Below are 16,953 nucleotides of genomic sequence, written 5' to 3'. Positions count from 1 at the left end.
GAGTATTTGTCGAGTATTTTGAAGGACTACTCTTTGCCCTTGCTTTTAGCGATGATGGCTTCAGCCACATTTTTCGGTACTTCTTCATAATGGCTAAATTCCATCGAGAAGCTCGCCCTACCTTGAGTTGAAGAGCGCAGGTCAGTAGAATAACCAAACATCTCCGACAAGGGAACCCTTGCCTCAACTCTCTTGCCAGATGGAGTATCGTCCATACCCGCAATATTGCCACGACGACGACTTAGGTCACCGATGACATCACCCATGTAGTCTTCAGGAGTTTCCACTTCAACCTTCATCATCGGTTCAAGTAAAACAGGCTGAGCCTTCATTACAGCTTCTTTGATTGCCATCGAACCAGCAATTTTAAAAGCCATTTCTGAAGAGTCCACATCATGGAACGATCCATGTACGAGGGTAGCTCTCAGGTCAATTACAGGATAACCAGCCAGAATTCCTGATTCACAGGCTTCCTTCATACCTTGTTCTGAAGGCTTGATAAATTCCTTAGGAATCACACCACCCACAATTTTCGATACAAATTCAAATCCTGTACCTGGTTCGGTAGGTTCCAAATTGATCACAACATGACCATATTGTCCCTTACCACCACTCTGACGGGCAAATTTACCTTCAATATCGGTAACGGTTCTGCGAATAGTTTCGCGATAAGCAACTTGAGGCGCACCAACGTTCGCTTCAACATTAAACTCACGCTTCATCCGATCAACGAGAATTTCAAGGTGAAGCTCACCCATACCAGAGATAATTGTTTGATTAGTCTCTGGATCGGTCATCACGCGGAAGGTAGGATCTTCTTCAGACAGAGATTGCAAAGCCTTGGATAATTTTTCCATATCCTGTTTCGTTTTTGGCTCAACAGCTACGGAAATAACAGGCTCAGGAATAAACAGAGTCTCTAATACAATCGGTGAGGTGTCATCACAAAGGGTGTCGCCAGTGAAGGTATCTTTGAGTCCCAATACTGCACCGAGATCACCAGCTCTGAGTTCATCAACTTCTTGGCGATCGTCAGCTTTCAATACAATCAGGCGAGAAATACGTTCCTTCTTGTTTTTGCTAGAGTTCAGAGCGTAGGAACCTTTTTTCAAGATGCCAGAATAAACTCGCACAAAGGTGAGACGACCATAGGGATCAGCCATGATCTTGAACGCCAATGCCGACATTGGTGCATCATCTTTTGCTTCACGAGTAGCCTCCTCACCGTTAGGTAGCAAACCTGAAACTGGTTTAACATCACTGGGCGCAGGAAGGTAATCGATAACGGCATCTAGTAAAAGCTGTACGCCTTTATTCTTGAAAGCCGAACCACAAGTCATTGGGACAATCTTGCCGCTAAGAGTCCCTTTACGCAAGCCCGATCTAACTTCATCTTCAGTGAGTTCCTCACCTTCAAGATATTTTTCCATCAGATCATCGTCAGAATCGGCAACTGATTCAAGGAGCTTACCGTGCCAATCGTTAGCTAGTTCAACTAAGTCAGCAGGAATATCTATTTCTTCGATATCTTTGCCGATTTCATCTTTATAGATGTAGGCTTTCATTTTGACGAGATCGATAATTCCTACTAGCTCTGCTTCACTACCAATAGGCAGTTGGATGGGAACAGCATTAGAACCAAAACGCGCACGAATTTGTTCTCGTACTCGCAAAAAATTCGCCCCCATGCGATCCATTTTGTTGACGAATACGAGGCGAGGTACTTTATAGCGGTCTGCTTGTCTCCATACAGTTTCGGATTGAGGCTGTACGCCACCGACGGCACAGAAAACTGCAACTACGCCATCAAGTACACGCATGGAGCGTTCCACTTCAATGGTGAAGTCCACGTGTCCAGGAGTGTCGATGATGTTAATGCGGTGATCTTTCCAATTGGTGCTGATAGCGGCGGCAGTAATGGTGATACCGCGTTCGCGTTCTTGAGCCATCCAATCAGTTACGGCGGTTCCATCATGGACTTCACCTATTTTGTGAACAACGCCAGAATAAAACAGAATTCGCTCTGTAGTTGTGGTTTTACCAGCGTCAATATGCGCCGCAATACCTATATTGCGTACCTTATCTAAGGCAATAGAGCGTTCCACAATAGTTTCCTCGTGTTTGTCAGGAATTGAGAATTTATATTAAGAATAGTATAGCGAGGCAAGCTAAGGTCTAACAACGTTAGTAACGGTAGTGAGCAAATGCTTTGTTTGCTTCTGCCATCTTGTGGGTTTCTTCACGCTTACGGATGGTTTGACCAGTTTCATTGGCGGCATCCATCAACTCATTAGCTAGTTTAGTTACCATGCTACGTCCAGCACGACCACGAGAATATTGGACTAACCAGCGGAGGGCAAGGGCAACACCACGATCAGTGCGAACTTCCATAGGCACTTGATAAGTAGCACCACCAACACGACGAGCTTTTACTTCGACTAATGGGGTAGCGTTACGAATTGCACGGTCAAACACCTCTAATGGTGGGTTTCCTGTGCGTTCGCCAATTGTGTCAAGAGCTTTGTAAACAATGTGAGAGGCTACAGAATGCTTACCACGTGACATTACACGTCGGATAAGCATACTAATAAGACGGCTGTTGTAAACCGAATCTGGAGGAGTTATGCGCTTTGAAGCTTTCGTTCTACGGGACATTGCGGTACTAAATTCACCTTATAAAATGAATTGCTAATTTTACTAAATGGCTACTAAGTAACCTTTTTATAGATGATTCTTACTTTTTCTTCTTGCCTGTGCTTGCTGCTGGGGCTTGACCTGGCTTAGGTCGCTTAGCACCATATTTAGAGCGTCCTTGCTTACGATCCTTAACACCTGAAGTATCGAGAGTGCCACGGATAATGTGATAACGCACACCTGGAAGATCTTTTACACGACCGCCTCTAATCATCACAACGGAGTGTTCTTGGAGGTTATGTCCAATCCCAGGGATGTATGCGGTGACTTCAAATCCAGAAGTCAAGCGTACCCGTGCCACTTTTCTAAGTGCAGAGTTGGGCTTTTTGGGTGTTGTAGTGTAGACGCGCGTACATACTCCCCTGCGTTGAGGACAACTTTTTAGGGCAGGAGATTTTGTTTTGGTGTTTATAGTTTGTCGCTCAGTGCGGATGAGCTGTTGGATCGTGGGCATAAGTGATGATTTGGTATATCTGCGGCTGTGTATTCTAATCAACAGCACATAATTATAACAAAGTAGATCTCACAAAGTCAATTGTCATAGCAATTGTCATAGCTTGATGAGCTTTGTTATGGTTATGTCGGCTGTGGCGATCGCTGTCTTTATTAAAAAATCATTAGGGACAGCATGTAAACAGAAAGTAATCTAAGCAAACCTAGCGATAATTTACAATTCGGGCGAAGCCTGCTGGGTCAAGACTTGCTCCACCAACTAGCACACCATCAATTTCAGGTTGCGCCATGATTTCATCAATATTATCAGCTTTGACAGAACCACCGTACTGAATTGTGATGTCAGGGTTCGCAAGCTTACCACGAATTAGTCCAATTACACGATTGGCTTCGCTAGAAGCGCAGGTGTCACCAGTACCGATCGCCCAAATTGGTTCATAAGCAATGATCAAATTATTTTGATCAACATCTACAAGGTCGGCAGCTAGTTGCGAAAAAATCCAAGACTCGGTTTCGTTTGCGTCGCGTTGTTGCTTGCTTTCACCAACACAGAGAATGGGAGTTAATCCGTGAGCCTGTGCAGCTTTTAGTCGCTTGTTCACAGTTTCATCGGTTTCACCAAAAAACTGACGACGCTCACTATGTCCGATGATCACATATTTGATGCCAAGCTCGACTAGCATCGGTGCAGAAATTTCACCAGTAAATGCGCCATTTTCTGCCCAATGGACATTTTGAGCGCCAATACTCAGGTTTACTTGACCGATCGCTGGCACGATGGTTTGTAGAATCGCCAGATTTGTATATGGAACGCAAATAAGGATTTGCTGATCAGCGATCGCCGCTTGGGGAGCGGTGGCTTTGAGATGGGCAGGAAATTCCGAGAAAAATGTTTTGGCTTCAGACTGGTTTTTATACATTTTCCAGTTGCCAGCGATAACGATTTTACGCAATGCTCGTTTACCCCTGAGTTAGGATTGTGAAAATAATGAATTGTTATTTATTTTACCGAAAAAGGGATCATTAAAAGCAAAGGTAGGTGCGAAGAGATCACCTTTGCTTTTATCTCCAAAAACTGAATGAGTCTAGCAGAAGGCTGCTAGACTCATGTCTTTAAATAATTCAATTAAGGTTTCTACTAGAGGTTTACTGGAACGTGTGGGTATTGATTAACTGTACGCCGTAGCCTTTATCTTTTCAACTACATAAGTTTGTCTCATTTCGTTTTCATGCTAGGTCAAAACCTAAGTAAACATTAAATAGAAATTTAAGAGACCCCAATAACAATACAGGCTATCGAAGTTATCAAAACTACACCGATCTTTAGAATAAGCACTGCCCCGTAAAGATCGAAAGAATCGTGGGGAGCAACAAAGCGTCAATCCGATTTTGACTTTTAACTCTTTCTGTTAGCTCCTCCTTAACATTGAAGATTTACTTTCAACATTTAAACTAGGTTTGCGTTTGGATTGAGTTGCTCTGTCTCTTGTGCCATGTATATACATTAACGTAGGTGGTGTTACACGACACCATTTGTTTACATAAATTCACAAGTTTCTTGATTTTTAAAATCAAAAAGTCAAGAAGATTACTGAGTCATCGTTCTGACTTTGGGGTTTACATTTGTTAAGCTATGTATACTAAGCAACTTACTTAAATACAGCCAAGACTTTCACTATGCTGCAACAAGCTTCCCGTTATACGACGACTTGGGTGGATACGGTTAATAAGGTCAAGGCTGAGGCATGGAATATTCTCGCAAAACCTTTGGCGACTCCTTTTTTTGAATGGGAGTGGCTCTCGAATCTAGAGACTTCAGGTTGTGCGATCGCGCAGCAGGGGTGGCTACCTAGTCATTTATTAGTATGGCAGGGTGATGTATTAGTGGCGGCTGCGCCTTTGTATTTGAAGGGGCATAGTCAAGGTGAGTTTGTATTTGACCATCAATGGGCCGATTTGTCCTATCGGTTGGGGATTGAGTATTATCCAAAATTATTGGGGATGGCTCCGTTTACGCCTGCGGTGGGTTATCGCTTTTTAGTGCATCCTGAGTTGAGCGATAATCCCAACGAATTATCAAAAATCTATGACTTAATGCTTGCGGAGATTGATCGCCTTTGTGACAAACATCAAATGTCGGGCTGCAACTTTTTATATGTTGATCCGAGTTGGAAGCATGAGCTAGAGTCGCGAGGTTTCACAACTTGGATGCACCATAGTTACGTTTGGGAAAATCAAGAGTTTACAGATTTTGATGATTACCTCAAAAATTTCAATGCGAATCAGCGCCGCAATATTAAGCGAGAGCGCAAGTCGGTCGAAAGCTCAGGGATTACGATGCGGGTTTATACGGGTGAAGAGATTCCGCACTATTTTTACGGCTATATGTATGAGCTATATAACGATCATTGCAATAAGTTCTGGGGTGGCAGCAAGTATTTGAACCGCAAGTTTTTTGAAAATCTCGCCCATAGTTTTCGCGATCGCCTTGTGTTTGTGGCAGGTGAGATCGAAGATTATCCCAAACCTGTCGGAATGTCTTTTTGTATTCGTAAGGATGATCAGTTATTTGGGCGCTATTGGGGATGTGTGCAGGAAATTGATTGTTTGCACTTTAATGCTTGTTATTACAAGCCGATTGAATGGGCGATCGCACAGGGAATTAAACGCTTTGATCCAGGGGCAGGTGGTCAGCATAAAAAACGACGCGGATTTCCTGCGACACCAAATTACAGTTTGCATCGCTTTTATCGCGATCGGCTCAAGCAAATTCTTGTACCTTATATCAATGAGGTGAATACTTACGAAGCAAAGCAAATTCAAGCAATTAACAACGAACTTCCCTTTGATTTTGCACCTCCCGATCTTCATGTTTAAATTGCCCACAGCAACCTTGAAAAGATAATCGTTATTGCGAAGACCCGCAGCAGATTATTTACGCAATGGAATCTATGAACTGCGGGCTAAGCATATTCACATTCAGTATCGCATTTTGTACTTTTTTGATGGTCAAAATATTGCAATTCTCGCTCATGCAATTACCAAAGATACAGATCGAGTTCCCATTGTAGATATTGAGAGAGCGATTGAACGTAAGTGTCAGTTTGAGGAGAATCCAAATGTTCATACTTATCAAGAGGATTTAGATAATGGCTAAGACTAGTGATGCCCTCAAAATTATTGATAATTTGACTGGCAACGATCCTGTACTTGAGGATTTAGTGAGGGAAGCTTCGCTTAATGCTGTGGTGGCTCAACTTATCTATGAGGCAAGAACTGCAAGAGGATTGAATCAAAAGGAACTTGCCGATCGCATTGGTACGAAGCAATCAGCGATCGCTAGACTTGAGGATGCTGATTATGATGGGCATTCGCTGTCAATTCAGTACGATAGTGATAAAACATTGCCATTCACTGACCAGCTATAACATCTAAAGCTGGTCAGTGAATGGCTACCTGAGTTGGACGTTGAACATTTAGAAAAATGTTTGTTAATAGATTCGCAGCTGGATGTGATGACGGCTTTTGCGGGAAAATATGCTTAAACCAAACACACGATATTGATTGAGATTTGCCAGAGTTTAGCTAAGTTTTTGCAAATCTGTCTTTAAGCGTGTATTTAGGCGATCGCATATCCTGTATATTGCCTTAGATAAGCAGGTTGTAAGCCAATCACAATATCTTCTTTGGGTACTCCTTGAGCAACTAAAGCCTCAGCAATATCTATTTCTGTATTGTTCGATTGAATCCAGATTTTCCCTGCTCTAATGTCAAGATGCATCGAGCAGCCATAGATACGTTTGTCTTGATTCCAACCAATTGCTAGTACTTGATATCGATCCTGTTCGTTATCAAAGAGGGTTTGCATTTCAAATTCGCCGTGTGAGGGTTTATAAGAGGCATGTTGATTGAGAATTTGTTTGATGATCGTGCGATAAGTCTGGATTTTTTCTGGATTTTCCATTTGACAATCACCTCCTTGTTTATGTCATAAACTAAAATATTAAGCTGACATTTCATTCAGAACTGCTATAGACATTTACTTCAATTATTCATTTTACTGATACTCCAACCATTATTAGACTTTTGGATATTAAAGTTTGGAATTTCTTCAATTATCTCAATCAGTTTTTTGTTAGGAGATACGTTTTTCACTACACTTCTTATCGGCTTTTGATAATACTTCAAAAAACTTTTACTTAATTCGGAAGAACTAATAGTACTATAACCAGTCTCTTCTAAAGTGTTGTCAATAATCTCTACTAAAGCTACTTGTAGATCATCAATTGATTCTATACATATCGGAATCTCTAATTTTTTCTTGTGCTGTGTACTTTTGAGCTTGGATTTGCCCGATTGCAAATATCCTGTTTCAACTGCACCTTCAGATTTCAAAAAATTTATTAAACGCCCATCAGCTTTCCAAGGTTTCTTGATTGTGAATTTTGTTAAAGATGCCTTCTTATCCGAATTTGGAACAACAATCTGCAACATAGCAACATAAAAATCATCATATGATTGTGTAGGATATATTGAGAAACTTTTGCTTTGAATTAAGAATTTTTTTAATTCATTCTCATATCCTAAATTCTTAATTATATCATTTAATTCAATCCCATGTTTCTTAGCGAATAATAAATATAATTCATTTTTGCTTACCCATGGAGAACCTGTCTCTAAATACTCAAAAAGTAAAATTTTTTCTATATATTCTATTAATCGATTAGAAGAAAAATGTGAAAAATAGCCTGAATTTAATTCACTCATAAAACAAATTAGGATCTAAAAAAAGATAAAAAAGTCTCATAATAGTAACCGTCCAAGGGGGGTACGAATTTGGTGCGTTTCAGGCTCATCAAATGACCTAAATCAAGACAAATCAGCGTTAAAGCACCTCAAAAATTGCTGGAATGACCATTTCTCGTTACCCCCTTGGACACTTACTCATAATATAATTCCCAAAATCGTTTTTTAGGCATATTTGGCGGTGTAGCTGCGGGCGATCGCATCGCAACGTTCGTTGTCAGGATCGCCAGAATGTCCCTCTACCCAATGCCATCGGATATTTGATGTATTGAGGGGATCGAGTTGTTGCCAAAATTCTTGATTTTTGACGGGCTTATTATCCTTGGTTTTCCAGCCATTCTTCTTCCAACCCTTAATCCATTTAGTAATCCCGTCAAGTACATATTTACTATCGGTATAAAGATCGACAGGAGTGGATTGTTTGTGAGTAGCGAGAAATTCTAAAGCAGCGATCGCACCTTGCAATTCCATTTGATTATTGGTGGTTTCGCGCAGCCCACCACCAAGCTCTTTGGTACTACCATCAGAGAAGTGAACAACTACACCCCAACCGCCAGGTCCTGGATTTTTAGAGCAAGCACCATCCGTATGGATACTAATAATTTTTGATGTTCCTGAATCTCCAGCTTGAGGTTTTGGGCTTGTAGGTTTAGCTTCAGGGATAGATTCAGTTTTAGGAATTGTTTCTAGTTTTGTGTGAGTGGTTTTTGCGGCATTTGTAACTGGAGCGTGAGAACGCGATCGCACAATTTCTACAGCGACTGAGCCTAGGAAATTGGGTATTGGAGGATGCTTGATTACCTTCACCTCCACCTGTGCGATTTTGGGATCTTCCAAAAGACTATCAGCGATCGCGCCAACTAATCTCTCGATCAGTTTAAATTTCTGTGTCTGTATTAAAGTTTCGATCTTGCGAATACAGGAAATATAGTTAACCGTATCTTCAATTTCATCGCTATGGGTAGATTGCTCAAAATCGACCCATAGTGTTGCATCAACCTCAAACCATTGCCCTAATACATTCTCTTCAGGGAGATATCCTACATATCCATAGGCTTTTACGCCTTTTAAATAAATTTTGCTTGTCATCTGGTTGAGTAATGCTAATTAAAAATGAGCCAAGAACTCAAGTTCTTAGCTAAAAGCTAAAGTCCACTGAAGTGGACTACAGAATACTATTACAGCGTTTTGCGTTTAAAACCAAACCGAGATATTTTTTGCAAGCATTGCGAAGCAATACTTGCAAAAAATATCTTGTAGTTAGTTTGATCGATAATTTCTGTAAGTTAAGGATCGCAAATTAAATAACGTTAGGACTTACGCAAAACGACTTATAGCTGTCGCCATTCTTGTTAGGACATAAAACCCAAATAGTGTGATGCGGCGCTTCGCGCCGCATCACACTATTTGGGTTTTGACTTGTCCTGATACAGGTAGCTATAGCTATAAAACCTGTGTAGCAAAGTAAGGGCAATTCATGAATTGCCCTTACTTTGCCCTCTTTTGCGTGAGTCCTAAACGTATTAGAGTGGTGGCGGGTAAGCCGACACCTTAACTATGAATGTAAGGGCTTGAGCTTTTAGCCCACACTTGAGCGCATGTCTACTTCACGATAAATGTTAGTGAGGTGGCATTTCTAGAGCGATCGCCCCTAATTTCCCTTTGCGAAAATCATATAAAATTAGCCTTGCAACTTTATCTAAATCACCTTGAAACTTATTTAAGGCTGCAACCTCGTGGATATACTCGATTCCTGAAGTTACCGTTGCTGGATCAATGATGTAACGGCTGCTCAGCTTTGCATTTAACTGGATCAGCAGATCCACTGCTTCTGCCGCCACTAATACGTTGTCGTAAGCTGCCTGACCAATATCATCGCAAATGGCAAGCTTCATCGCTGCATCTTGATCGTGCAGCAATGGTGGAATTACTCCAGGAGTATCCAGCAACTCGATCTCATCAGAAATCCTGATCCAACGTAACTGGCGGGTAACCCCCGGTTTATTGGCACTAGCAACCACTTTTTTCTTGAGTAACCGATTAATTAGCGCCGATTTGCCGACATTAGGGAAACCAACTACTACAGCCCGCACAGGACGCGGTAGCATTCCCCGTCCTTTTCTACGTTCGTTGACCTTTTCACCTGCGACTTGAGCCGCCTTGAGTAGATCCACCATACCTTTGCCAGCCTGTGCATCGGTAAAATATGCCATGCGTTCCTGCTCGGTAAACCAGCGCATCCATTGCGTTTTCACCGTCGAGGAAATGGCATCAATACGATTGCATACTAAAATATGCGACTTTCCCTCCACCCATTTTTCAATTTTGGGATGCTTACTAGACATCAAAATGCGCGAATCACGCACCTCAATGACCACGTCCACCAATTTTAGTTGTTCTAACAACTGCTTTTCAGCTTTGGCGATATGACCTGGATACCACTGAATTGGGCTTGCCATAGGAAAAAAATACAGAGAGAAAGTATCTTTAACTATATACTGCTGCTAAGATATTAAGAAATATTAAGATTAACTTTTAACAAAAATCATGATTAAGTCCAATCTACAAAACTTTGCTCGGAGATTCGCTCAGAGATTCGGCGCGATCGCGATCGCCATATTCCTCCCCTTGGCGATCGCCTTTACCCATATTCCTGCGGCTCAAGCCTTTGATGCCCCAGAGCTATTGCCTGAAAAGTATACAAACGTTATTGATTTGGGACGTTTTTTGACTGATACAGAAGAATTAGCCCTAGATCAAAAGTTAACCAAATTTGAAGAGCAAACAGGTTGGAAATTGCGTGTTCTTACTCAAGTTGATCGCACCCCAGGACGCGCAGTTAAGGAGTTTTGGGGACTAGATGATAATAGTGTGATGTTAGTAGCGGATGCCCGTGGACGCAACTTACTCAATTTTAGTGTTGGTGATGCCATCTATCCATTGCTATCTCGCAGCTTCTGGATTGAGTTGCAATCGCGATATGGCAACCAATTCTATGTACGTGAGCAGGGTTATGATCAATCAATTTTGTCGGCTATTGATGCGATCGCTACCTGTCTCGATCAAGATGGTTGCGCTGTTGTTCCTGGGATTCCTCAAGAGCAGTGGATTTTGACTTTGATTACTTCCATTGTCGGTGGTGTCGTATTTGGATTTGCGGGACATCCTCGCAAAGATGGTGAAATCTTTGCTTGGAAGTGGGCTTTAATCTTTACTCCACTTTGGGGCATGTTGTTTATCTCTTTTGGTCTAGGCCCAGTACTGACGCGCACGAGCGAATGGGTTCCCATTGTTCGCAATGTAGCGGGGTTTGTCGGTGGCGCAGTAATTGCCTATTTGATTCCTTCACCAAAACGAGTGACTCCATCAACCGAAGCAAGATAAATAAAAAGCGGCGCGATGCGCCGCTTTTTATTTGCAATCAAGATCTGCTCAAAGCGCTGAGAGCTATTGAGCTTGTAACTTGGAGTCGATCGCTTTGGCAATGCGATCATTAGCTTCTTCGAGGTGGGCTTTCGTATAGGTATCGAGCTTATCACCACGATCGCGCAACACACTCGCAAGGCGATCGCGCAGTTGGCGGAGTTGATACCACGCAAGGGTACGAGCATCTTCAGGTGGATTGCTGGTTTGGATACCAACTAGGAAATCAAGGAAATTATCGATTTTGTCTATGGAGAGACGATTGCGGAGAGCCAGATTGACTAATAGATTCATATGTTGGCGTTGAAGCGAACGCCGCAGGCTCGAAACTTGTGTTAAGTCATTAGTTGGTTGCATTACCTCTGTCCAAATACCTTGCATTAGAGTATCAAACAGTTCTGGTAATGTCAGAGCTTCACCAGCAGAGGTTTTCAGTTCTGTATCACGTAGCCTTTGCAAGCGTTCTGAAGATAATAAATCGCTTAGAACAAAGGTTTGCAAAGAGAGAATGCTATCGTGAATTGGATAGTCTAGAGAAGAATACTGCGGTGAAGCTCCCCAATGATACCAACGGGATGGAGCCAGCTTATTTAACAGATTAGGCGAAAAGTTGAGCGCGTCGGCTGAAAAGAGATTTTTTTGAATTGAGGCGATCGCTTCCCGTTGCTTAGATAGAGGAACTGGCTCAAAGGGTAATCGCCCGATCGCATCACCAGAACGATAACGGTTAAAGGATTGCCCACCAACATAGGAAACTAGGGCAAACAGATTAGATGCGTAATGTCCAAAGACCTGATTGAAGGCTACTTTAGTATCATTAAAGCTTTCTCCTTTTCCGGGATAGCGCTTTTCGATGCGGTTCCACATGACGCGAGCATTGTCAAACTGCCATTGAGCATAGGTCACGGAATCATTGCTCAAATCATGGGCTTGGGTCATAGGATCAAGTCCCGCAAATGCATCCTCATCGGGGGCATAGGCTAGTTCTGGCTGAGGAGCAAGCTTAGCGATTTTTTCTAGTTCTTTTAACTCACCAGCAGGAATAATCGCATCGATTGGAGTATATCCATAGGCGATCGCCCATTCGTCATAGGCTCCAATTTTACTGGTGAAGAAATCACCTTGCTTCGTTCCTTGGGGCGCAAGGTTCACACCGTTGTAGTCCATTACAGAAGCAACTAAACCACGTTTGCGAGTGATTTCAGTATTATTCAGTTCCGCAGGTGAGAGCATCGCACTACCATGAAAATTATGGCGCAGACCCAAGGTATGTCCGACTTCGTGGGCTGTGACTTCTCGCACAAATTGATTGATATAGTCTTTCATGCGATCGCTACTGGGCAATACATTCTCAAACAGAGATAGAGACATTGCGCCCACCTTAAACTGTTCCACCGCTTCTATGCCATAGCACAAATCACTAGCACTAGACATAAACAAGTTGTCATTGAACTTAGGGGAAATCGGTTGTTTTTGGAGCAAGGCGATCGCCTGTTTGTCGTAGCGCATTCGCCGTGCATCCATTCCATAGCTGCATAGATGCGGATTACCAGTCAAACGTGACAGAAAAGCTAAGTTTTGCCAACTATTTTGCTGAGTAATACTGCCAAAATCTTGCTTGATGGCTCGAACCAAATTACTGTCAATGATAATATCAGCATCGAGAATCTCACCTGTTAAGGGATTCGTGCGAGATGGACCCATCGCAAAGAAACCATCAACTGAGTTGAACCAACGAATCGTGTTATAGCGAACATCAGCTGGATTCCAATCGGCGCGATCGGGCATTTGTTTGACAACGATCGCATCTTTAAACCCGATCTTCTCAAAGGCCCTATTCCACATTAATGCACCTTCACGCACAGCAGCCCGATATTCTAAAGGAACCGTATTCTCTATCCAAAAGGTAATCGGCTGTTTTGGTGGAGAAATTAGACCACGAGGATTTTGCTTTTCTAAATGCCAACGGTTGATATAACGGACAAATGGAGTTTTTGCCGAGCTTTTGGAGATGTCTTGATAGGCTGTCACAAAATAGCCAACTCGTTCATCAGCAAGACGAGGACGATAGCCATTTTGAGTTGGTAGTTGAGATAGGCTATAACGGACTTTGAGCGTAAAACCATTGCCATCAGGCAAGGTATCTAGATTGGAATTACTAAATACTGAATTTGGTACTATTGATCCCATAAATCCAAATACTGACTCCAGTTCAATATTTTTTGGGAAGGCTTCCGCTTTGCTGATATAGGATTTACTGGGATCGGCTGTGAAGGAAGTACCAAGTTGTGCAGCCAAAGTTTTACTCAAGCTGGGTAAAATATCACTCAAGATTAATGGATCTAAATCAACTAAAAAAGATTTATTTTGAGGATGAATACTAAGAATTGGCAGTGAGATCAAAATCGAGTCACTAAATGATTGACTAAGCGATCGCTCTTGGGGGTCACCTAGCTGAGCGCGAAAGTTAGTATTCGGAATCACAAATTGCAAATTGTTATTTAAGCGGCGCAGGGTGAACATCAAGTCACGCAAAGGAATACCACGATAGAGACCGCGCTCACCTAGCCCAGATTCAAGGGTCATCACCGCCAAAAAGTTGCGATTAAGTTGTGCAGGTTTAATTTCGGCAAAGATTTTACCTGTCTCTTTATGGCGATAAAGCGTAAATAGCCCCGCTAATTTTTGATGCTCTTTGATTACTTGGTCAAATGGTTGTAGCTCAGGTTTTTCTTGCCCTTGAAGCGTTGTAGGTAGAGGAGGAATATTATTAACAAAAGGAACTTGTGCGTAAATGGGAGAAAATCTCTCGATAAATGGATGAGAAATTAGAACAAGAAAAAAACTAAGGCAAATTGCTATCCAAAATCGAATTCTCTTCATTTCCGCACCTATGACATGAGTTTTGTTAAAACAGACTACCCACTTTAGTTGTACTTGCAGCAATTAGTCTAAATATCTTTAGATTTTTAGGATTTACACTATAGCAACGTAAGTTTTGCTTAGGACATAAAGCCAAAAAGATGAGGGGCGGCGCGAAGCGCCGCCCCTCATCTTTTTGGTTTTAATTTGTCCTATCTATCACCTAATTAAGAAAGGCGACGCGAAACGCCGCCTTTCTTAATTAGGTGAATTGTAATGTTCACTTTTTCAAAATTAATCCTAAAACCAATAGAATCGCCCCGATCGCAAAACAAACAACCATGCCGTAGAAAAACCATTTAGCAGCATTTGCCGTAGACTTAGCTAGTTCCTCTTCACTCTTGAGGGAAATAATAAACTTTTTGTCAGATTGAATCGGTTTACGCAGTATAACTTGACCACCATCATCAGCCGCCGTACCAATCACCAACACCTCGCGATCGCAGGGTAAGATTGATTCTGTATAGCGATAGCCGAGTGTGCGTCTACCTCCTCCCATACCACCTCCAACAGCTAAACTAAAGCCGCCAAAAGATATAGATGAGCTATTAAAATTTTCTTGGCGAAACTCATTTAATATTTGGACTGTCTCAATATTGCCACCATCAGGATTTACCACCAATTCCCCAGAGCGATCTTGCAATGTAAAGGGAATTGACTGACTATTACTCGATATCGTCTCAGAACTGCGACGGGTTTCGGTGCGGGTTTTGCCTTCGCTGTCTCTGGTTGTTTGTTGCTCCTCATATTCCCTGACTACGCGCATCGTGTAATGCACACAGGGCAATTGCTTTAGCTCCGAAATTAAAGGGCGATCGCTACGAATAATACCGCGCACCTTTACATATTCTCGCAGATTCCCACTCCCAATCTCACCTGCAATCTCACTAGCAATCCTTTGTAACTCCCCAACCGTTGAGGCTGTTGCTAATTTAATACTTTGTAATTTTGTACTGTAATTTTTTTGGACAAAAAATAGAATGATACCGATTACGATCAGAATGCCGCCAAAAATTGCCATAGTCTTTGCAGTATATATGCGCTTTTGCTATGGCTTAAAATTAACATAGGTTAACCTTGAGCTAGAACTCAATTTTATAAATTACGAATTACAAATCACGAATTACAAATTATGGTCACTATACCTGCCAGTAGTCTTGATATTCAAGTTGCGATCGCCAAGCAACGTACTTTCTTTGCCACAGGTAAAACCAAAGATTATAGTTTTCGAGTCGCTCAGCTAAATAAGCTTGCACAACTGATCAAAGAACATGAACAGCTAATTCTTGATGCTGTTTATGCCGATCTACGTAAGCCTGCGATTGAGGCGTTTGGCAGTGAAGTTTTAGTAACTCTCTCAGAAATTAAATTTGTACTCAAACATCTCAAAACTTGGATGAAACCCAAGAAAGTTGGGACTCCCATAAATTTATTTCCAAGTTCTAGTTATATCTATACCGAGCCTCTAGGCGTAGTATTGATCGTTGCGCCGTGGAACTATCCCTTTGCTCTTACCATCCAACCCCTGATTGGAGCGATCGCCGCAGGAAATTGCGCCATTCTCAAGCCTTCTGAACATACGCCGCATACTTCCCAAGCGATCTCTAAGATCATTAACGATAACTTCGATCCTAACTTTATAATCGCCATCGAAGGCGGTATCGAAACCAATCAAGCCCTACTTGCCGAAAGATTTGACCATATCTTCTTTACAGGTGGAACTGCGATCGGCAAAATTGTGATGGAAGCCGCAGCAAAGCATCTCACCCCTGTCACCCTAGAACTTGGCGGCAAAAGCCCTTGTATTATCGATGAAACCTGTGATTTAGAAATTACTGCGAAGCGGATTGTCTGGGGTAAGTTCTATAATGCTGGACAGACCTGTGTTGCTCCTGACTATCTATTGGTTCAGAAAAACATTAAGCCTCTACTAATAGAGAAGTTAGTCACTCATGTCAAAGCCTTCTTCGGAGAGAACGCCCAAACGAGTCCTGACTTAGCCCGTATCGTCAACGATCGCCAATTTGATCGTCTCGTAGGTTTGCTAGATGAAGGCAAAGTACTAATCGGGGGTAACAGTGATAAAAGCGATCGCTTTATTGCGCCGACTCTAATTGATGCAGTGTCTCCTAACTCCAAAATCATGGCTGAGGAAATTTTTGGTCCAATCTTGCCAATTTTGGAATATGACCAACTTTCAGAAGCGATCGCTTTTGTTAATGCTCAAGCTAAACCTCTAGCCTTGTATTTTTTCTCTAGCAACAAACAGAATCAAGAGCGCATTATCCAAGAGACATCCTACGGTGGCGGTTGTTTCAACGACATCATTATGCACTTAGGCAATCCAGAGCTTCCCTTCGGCGGTGTTGGTCATAGCGGTATGGGTAGCTATCACGGTAAGGCAAGTTTTGATACTTTTTCTCATCGTAAAAGTGTACTCAAAAATTCTTTCCGCTTTGATCTCAAATGGCGCTATCCACCTTACAAAATGACTCTTGAAAGCCTGAAAAAATTCATTAACTAGTTTATCAAAAGTCACAATTTATGAGGCTTTTGATAAAGCAGATTTCGTCTAGATAATCAATCTTTCATCGTAAGGGCAATTCATGAATTGCCCTTACTTGGATTACTCCGTTCAATAATTTGAAATTGTGA

The 16,953-nt window shown here is 42.1% G+C and carries 15 protein-coding genes; 5 read left to right on the top strand and 10 right to left on the bottom strand.

Features of this window, described 5'->3' with window-relative positions; all coding sequences use genetic code 11:
• Window positions 1-26: 26 nt before the first annotated feature.
• From fusA to tpiA, 4 genes are all read right to left on the bottom strand, one after another.
• Window positions 27-2,105: an elongation factor G gene (gene fusA, locus H6G05_RS13510; protein ID WP_190578667.1), complete on the bottom strand. Its 2,079-nt coding sequence runs from the start codon at window positions 2,103-2,105 to the stop codon at window positions 27-29.
• 79 nt (window positions 2,106-2,184) lie between these two features.
• Window positions 2,185-2,655 carry a 30S ribosomal protein S7 gene (gene rpsG, locus H6G05_RS13505; RefSeq protein ID WP_094536346.1) on the bottom strand — a complete coding sequence of 157 codons (471 nt, stop codon included), beginning with the start codon at window positions 2,653-2,655 and terminating at the stop codon, window positions 2,185-2,187.
• Between the two features lie 79 nt (window positions 2,656-2,734).
• Complete coding sequence (gene rpsL, locus H6G05_RS13500) at window positions 2,735-3,148, bottom strand: 30S ribosomal protein S12 (RefSeq protein WP_009627792.1); 414 nt, start codon at window positions 3,146-3,148, stop codon at window positions 2,735-2,737.
• A gap of 202 nt (window positions 3,149-3,350) precedes the next feature.
• Complete coding sequence (gene tpiA, locus H6G05_RS13495; protein WP_190578666.1) at window positions 3,351-4,100, bottom strand: triose-phosphate isomerase; 750 nt, start codon at window positions 4,098-4,100, stop codon at window positions 3,351-3,353.
• Window positions 4,101-4,824: 724 nt separating this feature from the next.
• On the opposite strand from tpiA, the gene H6G05_RS13490 reads away from it, so the two are divergent.
• The 3 genes from H6G05_RS13490 to H6G05_RS13480 are packed head-to-tail and all read left to right on the top strand — an operon-like array spanning window position 4,825 to window position 6,575.
• Window positions 4,825-6,024, top strand: a complete 1,200-nt coding sequence (locus H6G05_RS13490) for a GNAT family N-acetyltransferase (RefSeq protein WP_190578665.1) — start codon at window positions 4,825-4,827, stop codon at window positions 6,022-6,024.
• Window positions 6,025-6,058: 34 nt separating this feature from the next.
• Window positions 6,059-6,304, top strand: a complete 246-nt coding sequence (locus H6G05_RS13485; protein ID WP_190578664.1) for a type II toxin-antitoxin system RelE/ParE family toxin — start codon at window positions 6,059-6,061, stop codon at window positions 6,302-6,304.
• Window positions 6,297-6,575 carry a helix-turn-helix domain-containing protein gene (locus tag H6G05_RS13480; protein ID WP_190578663.1) on the top strand — a complete coding sequence of 93 codons (279 nt, stop codon included), beginning with the start codon at window positions 6,297-6,299 and terminating at the stop codon, window positions 6,573-6,575. The genes H6G05_RS13485 and H6G05_RS13480 overlap by 8 nt, the downstream gene beginning before the upstream one ends.
• A 191-nt stretch (window positions 6,576-6,766) precedes the next feature.
• Here H6G05_RS13480 and H6G05_RS13475 read toward each other — a convergent pair whose 3' ends face one another.
• The 4 genes from H6G05_RS13475 to ylqF all read right to left on the bottom strand — a co-directional run bounded on the left by H6G05_RS13475 (window position 6,767) and on the right by ylqF (window position 10,412).
• A complete protein-coding gene (locus tag H6G05_RS13475) occupies window positions 6,767-7,111 on the bottom strand; it encodes a XisI protein (protein ID WP_190578662.1) in 345 nt (114 codons plus the stop codon).
• A gap of 80 nt (window positions 7,112-7,191) precedes the next feature.
• Entirely contained in the window at window positions 7,192-7,914 is a 723-nt protein-coding gene (locus H6G05_RS13470; RefSeq protein ID WP_190578661.1) for a hypothetical protein, read from the bottom strand.
• A gap of 204 nt (window positions 7,915-8,118) precedes the next feature.
• The gene (gene rnhA, locus H6G05_RS13465; RefSeq protein WP_190578660.1) at window positions 8,119-9,042 is read right to left on the bottom strand and encodes a ribonuclease HI; all 924 of its coding nucleotides are present in this window, start codon (window positions 9,040-9,042) and stop codon (window positions 8,119-8,121) included.
• A gap of 530 nt (window positions 9,043-9,572) precedes the next feature.
• On the bottom strand, window positions 9,573-10,412 hold the full coding sequence (gene ylqF / locus H6G05_RS13460; RefSeq protein ID WP_190578659.1) for a ribosome biogenesis GTPase YlqF: 840 nt from the start codon (window positions 10,410-10,412) through the stop codon (window positions 9,573-9,575).
• A gap of 88 nt (window positions 10,413-10,500) precedes the next feature.
• Here ylqF and H6G05_RS13455 point away from each other — a divergent pair, with 88 nt between their 5' ends.
• A complete protein-coding gene (locus H6G05_RS13455; protein WP_199310525.1) occupies window positions 10,501-11,337 on the top strand; it encodes a TPM domain-containing protein in 837 nt (278 codons plus the stop codon).
• Window positions 11,338-11,400: 63 nt separating this feature from the next.
• On the opposite strand, the gene H6G05_RS13450 is transcribed toward H6G05_RS13455, so the two are convergent.
• Together H6G05_RS13450 and H6G05_RS13445 are read right to left on the bottom strand one after the other, a co-directional pair.
• Window positions 11,401-14,259, bottom strand: a complete 2,859-nt coding sequence (locus tag H6G05_RS13450) for a zinc-dependent metalloprotease (protein ID WP_190578658.1) — start codon at window positions 14,257-14,259, stop codon at window positions 11,401-11,403.
• A gap of 259 nt (window positions 14,260-14,518) precedes the next feature.
• Window positions 14,519-15,319, bottom strand: coding sequence for an E3 ubiquitin ligase family protein (locus H6G05_RS13445; RefSeq protein WP_190578657.1), 801 nt, complete (start codon window positions 15,317-15,319; stop codon window positions 14,519-14,521).
• A gap of 111 nt (window positions 15,320-15,430) precedes the next feature.
• On the opposite strand from H6G05_RS13445, the gene H6G05_RS13440 reads away from it, so the two are divergent.
• Window positions 15,431-16,822: an aldehyde dehydrogenase gene (locus H6G05_RS13440; RefSeq protein ID WP_190578656.1), complete on the top strand. Its 1,392-nt coding sequence runs from the start codon at window positions 15,431-15,433 to the stop codon at window positions 16,820-16,822.
• The last annotated feature ends 131 nt before the right edge of the window (window positions 16,823-16,953 follow it).

This window comes from Phormidium tenue FACHB-1050 (genome assembly GCF_014696925.1).
In the GTDB taxonomy this organism is placed as follows: Bacteria; Cyanobacteriota; Cyanobacteriia; order Pseudanabaenales; family Pseudanabaenaceae; genus Pseudanabaena.
This window is presented reverse-complemented; position numbering and strand designations above follow the sequence as displayed.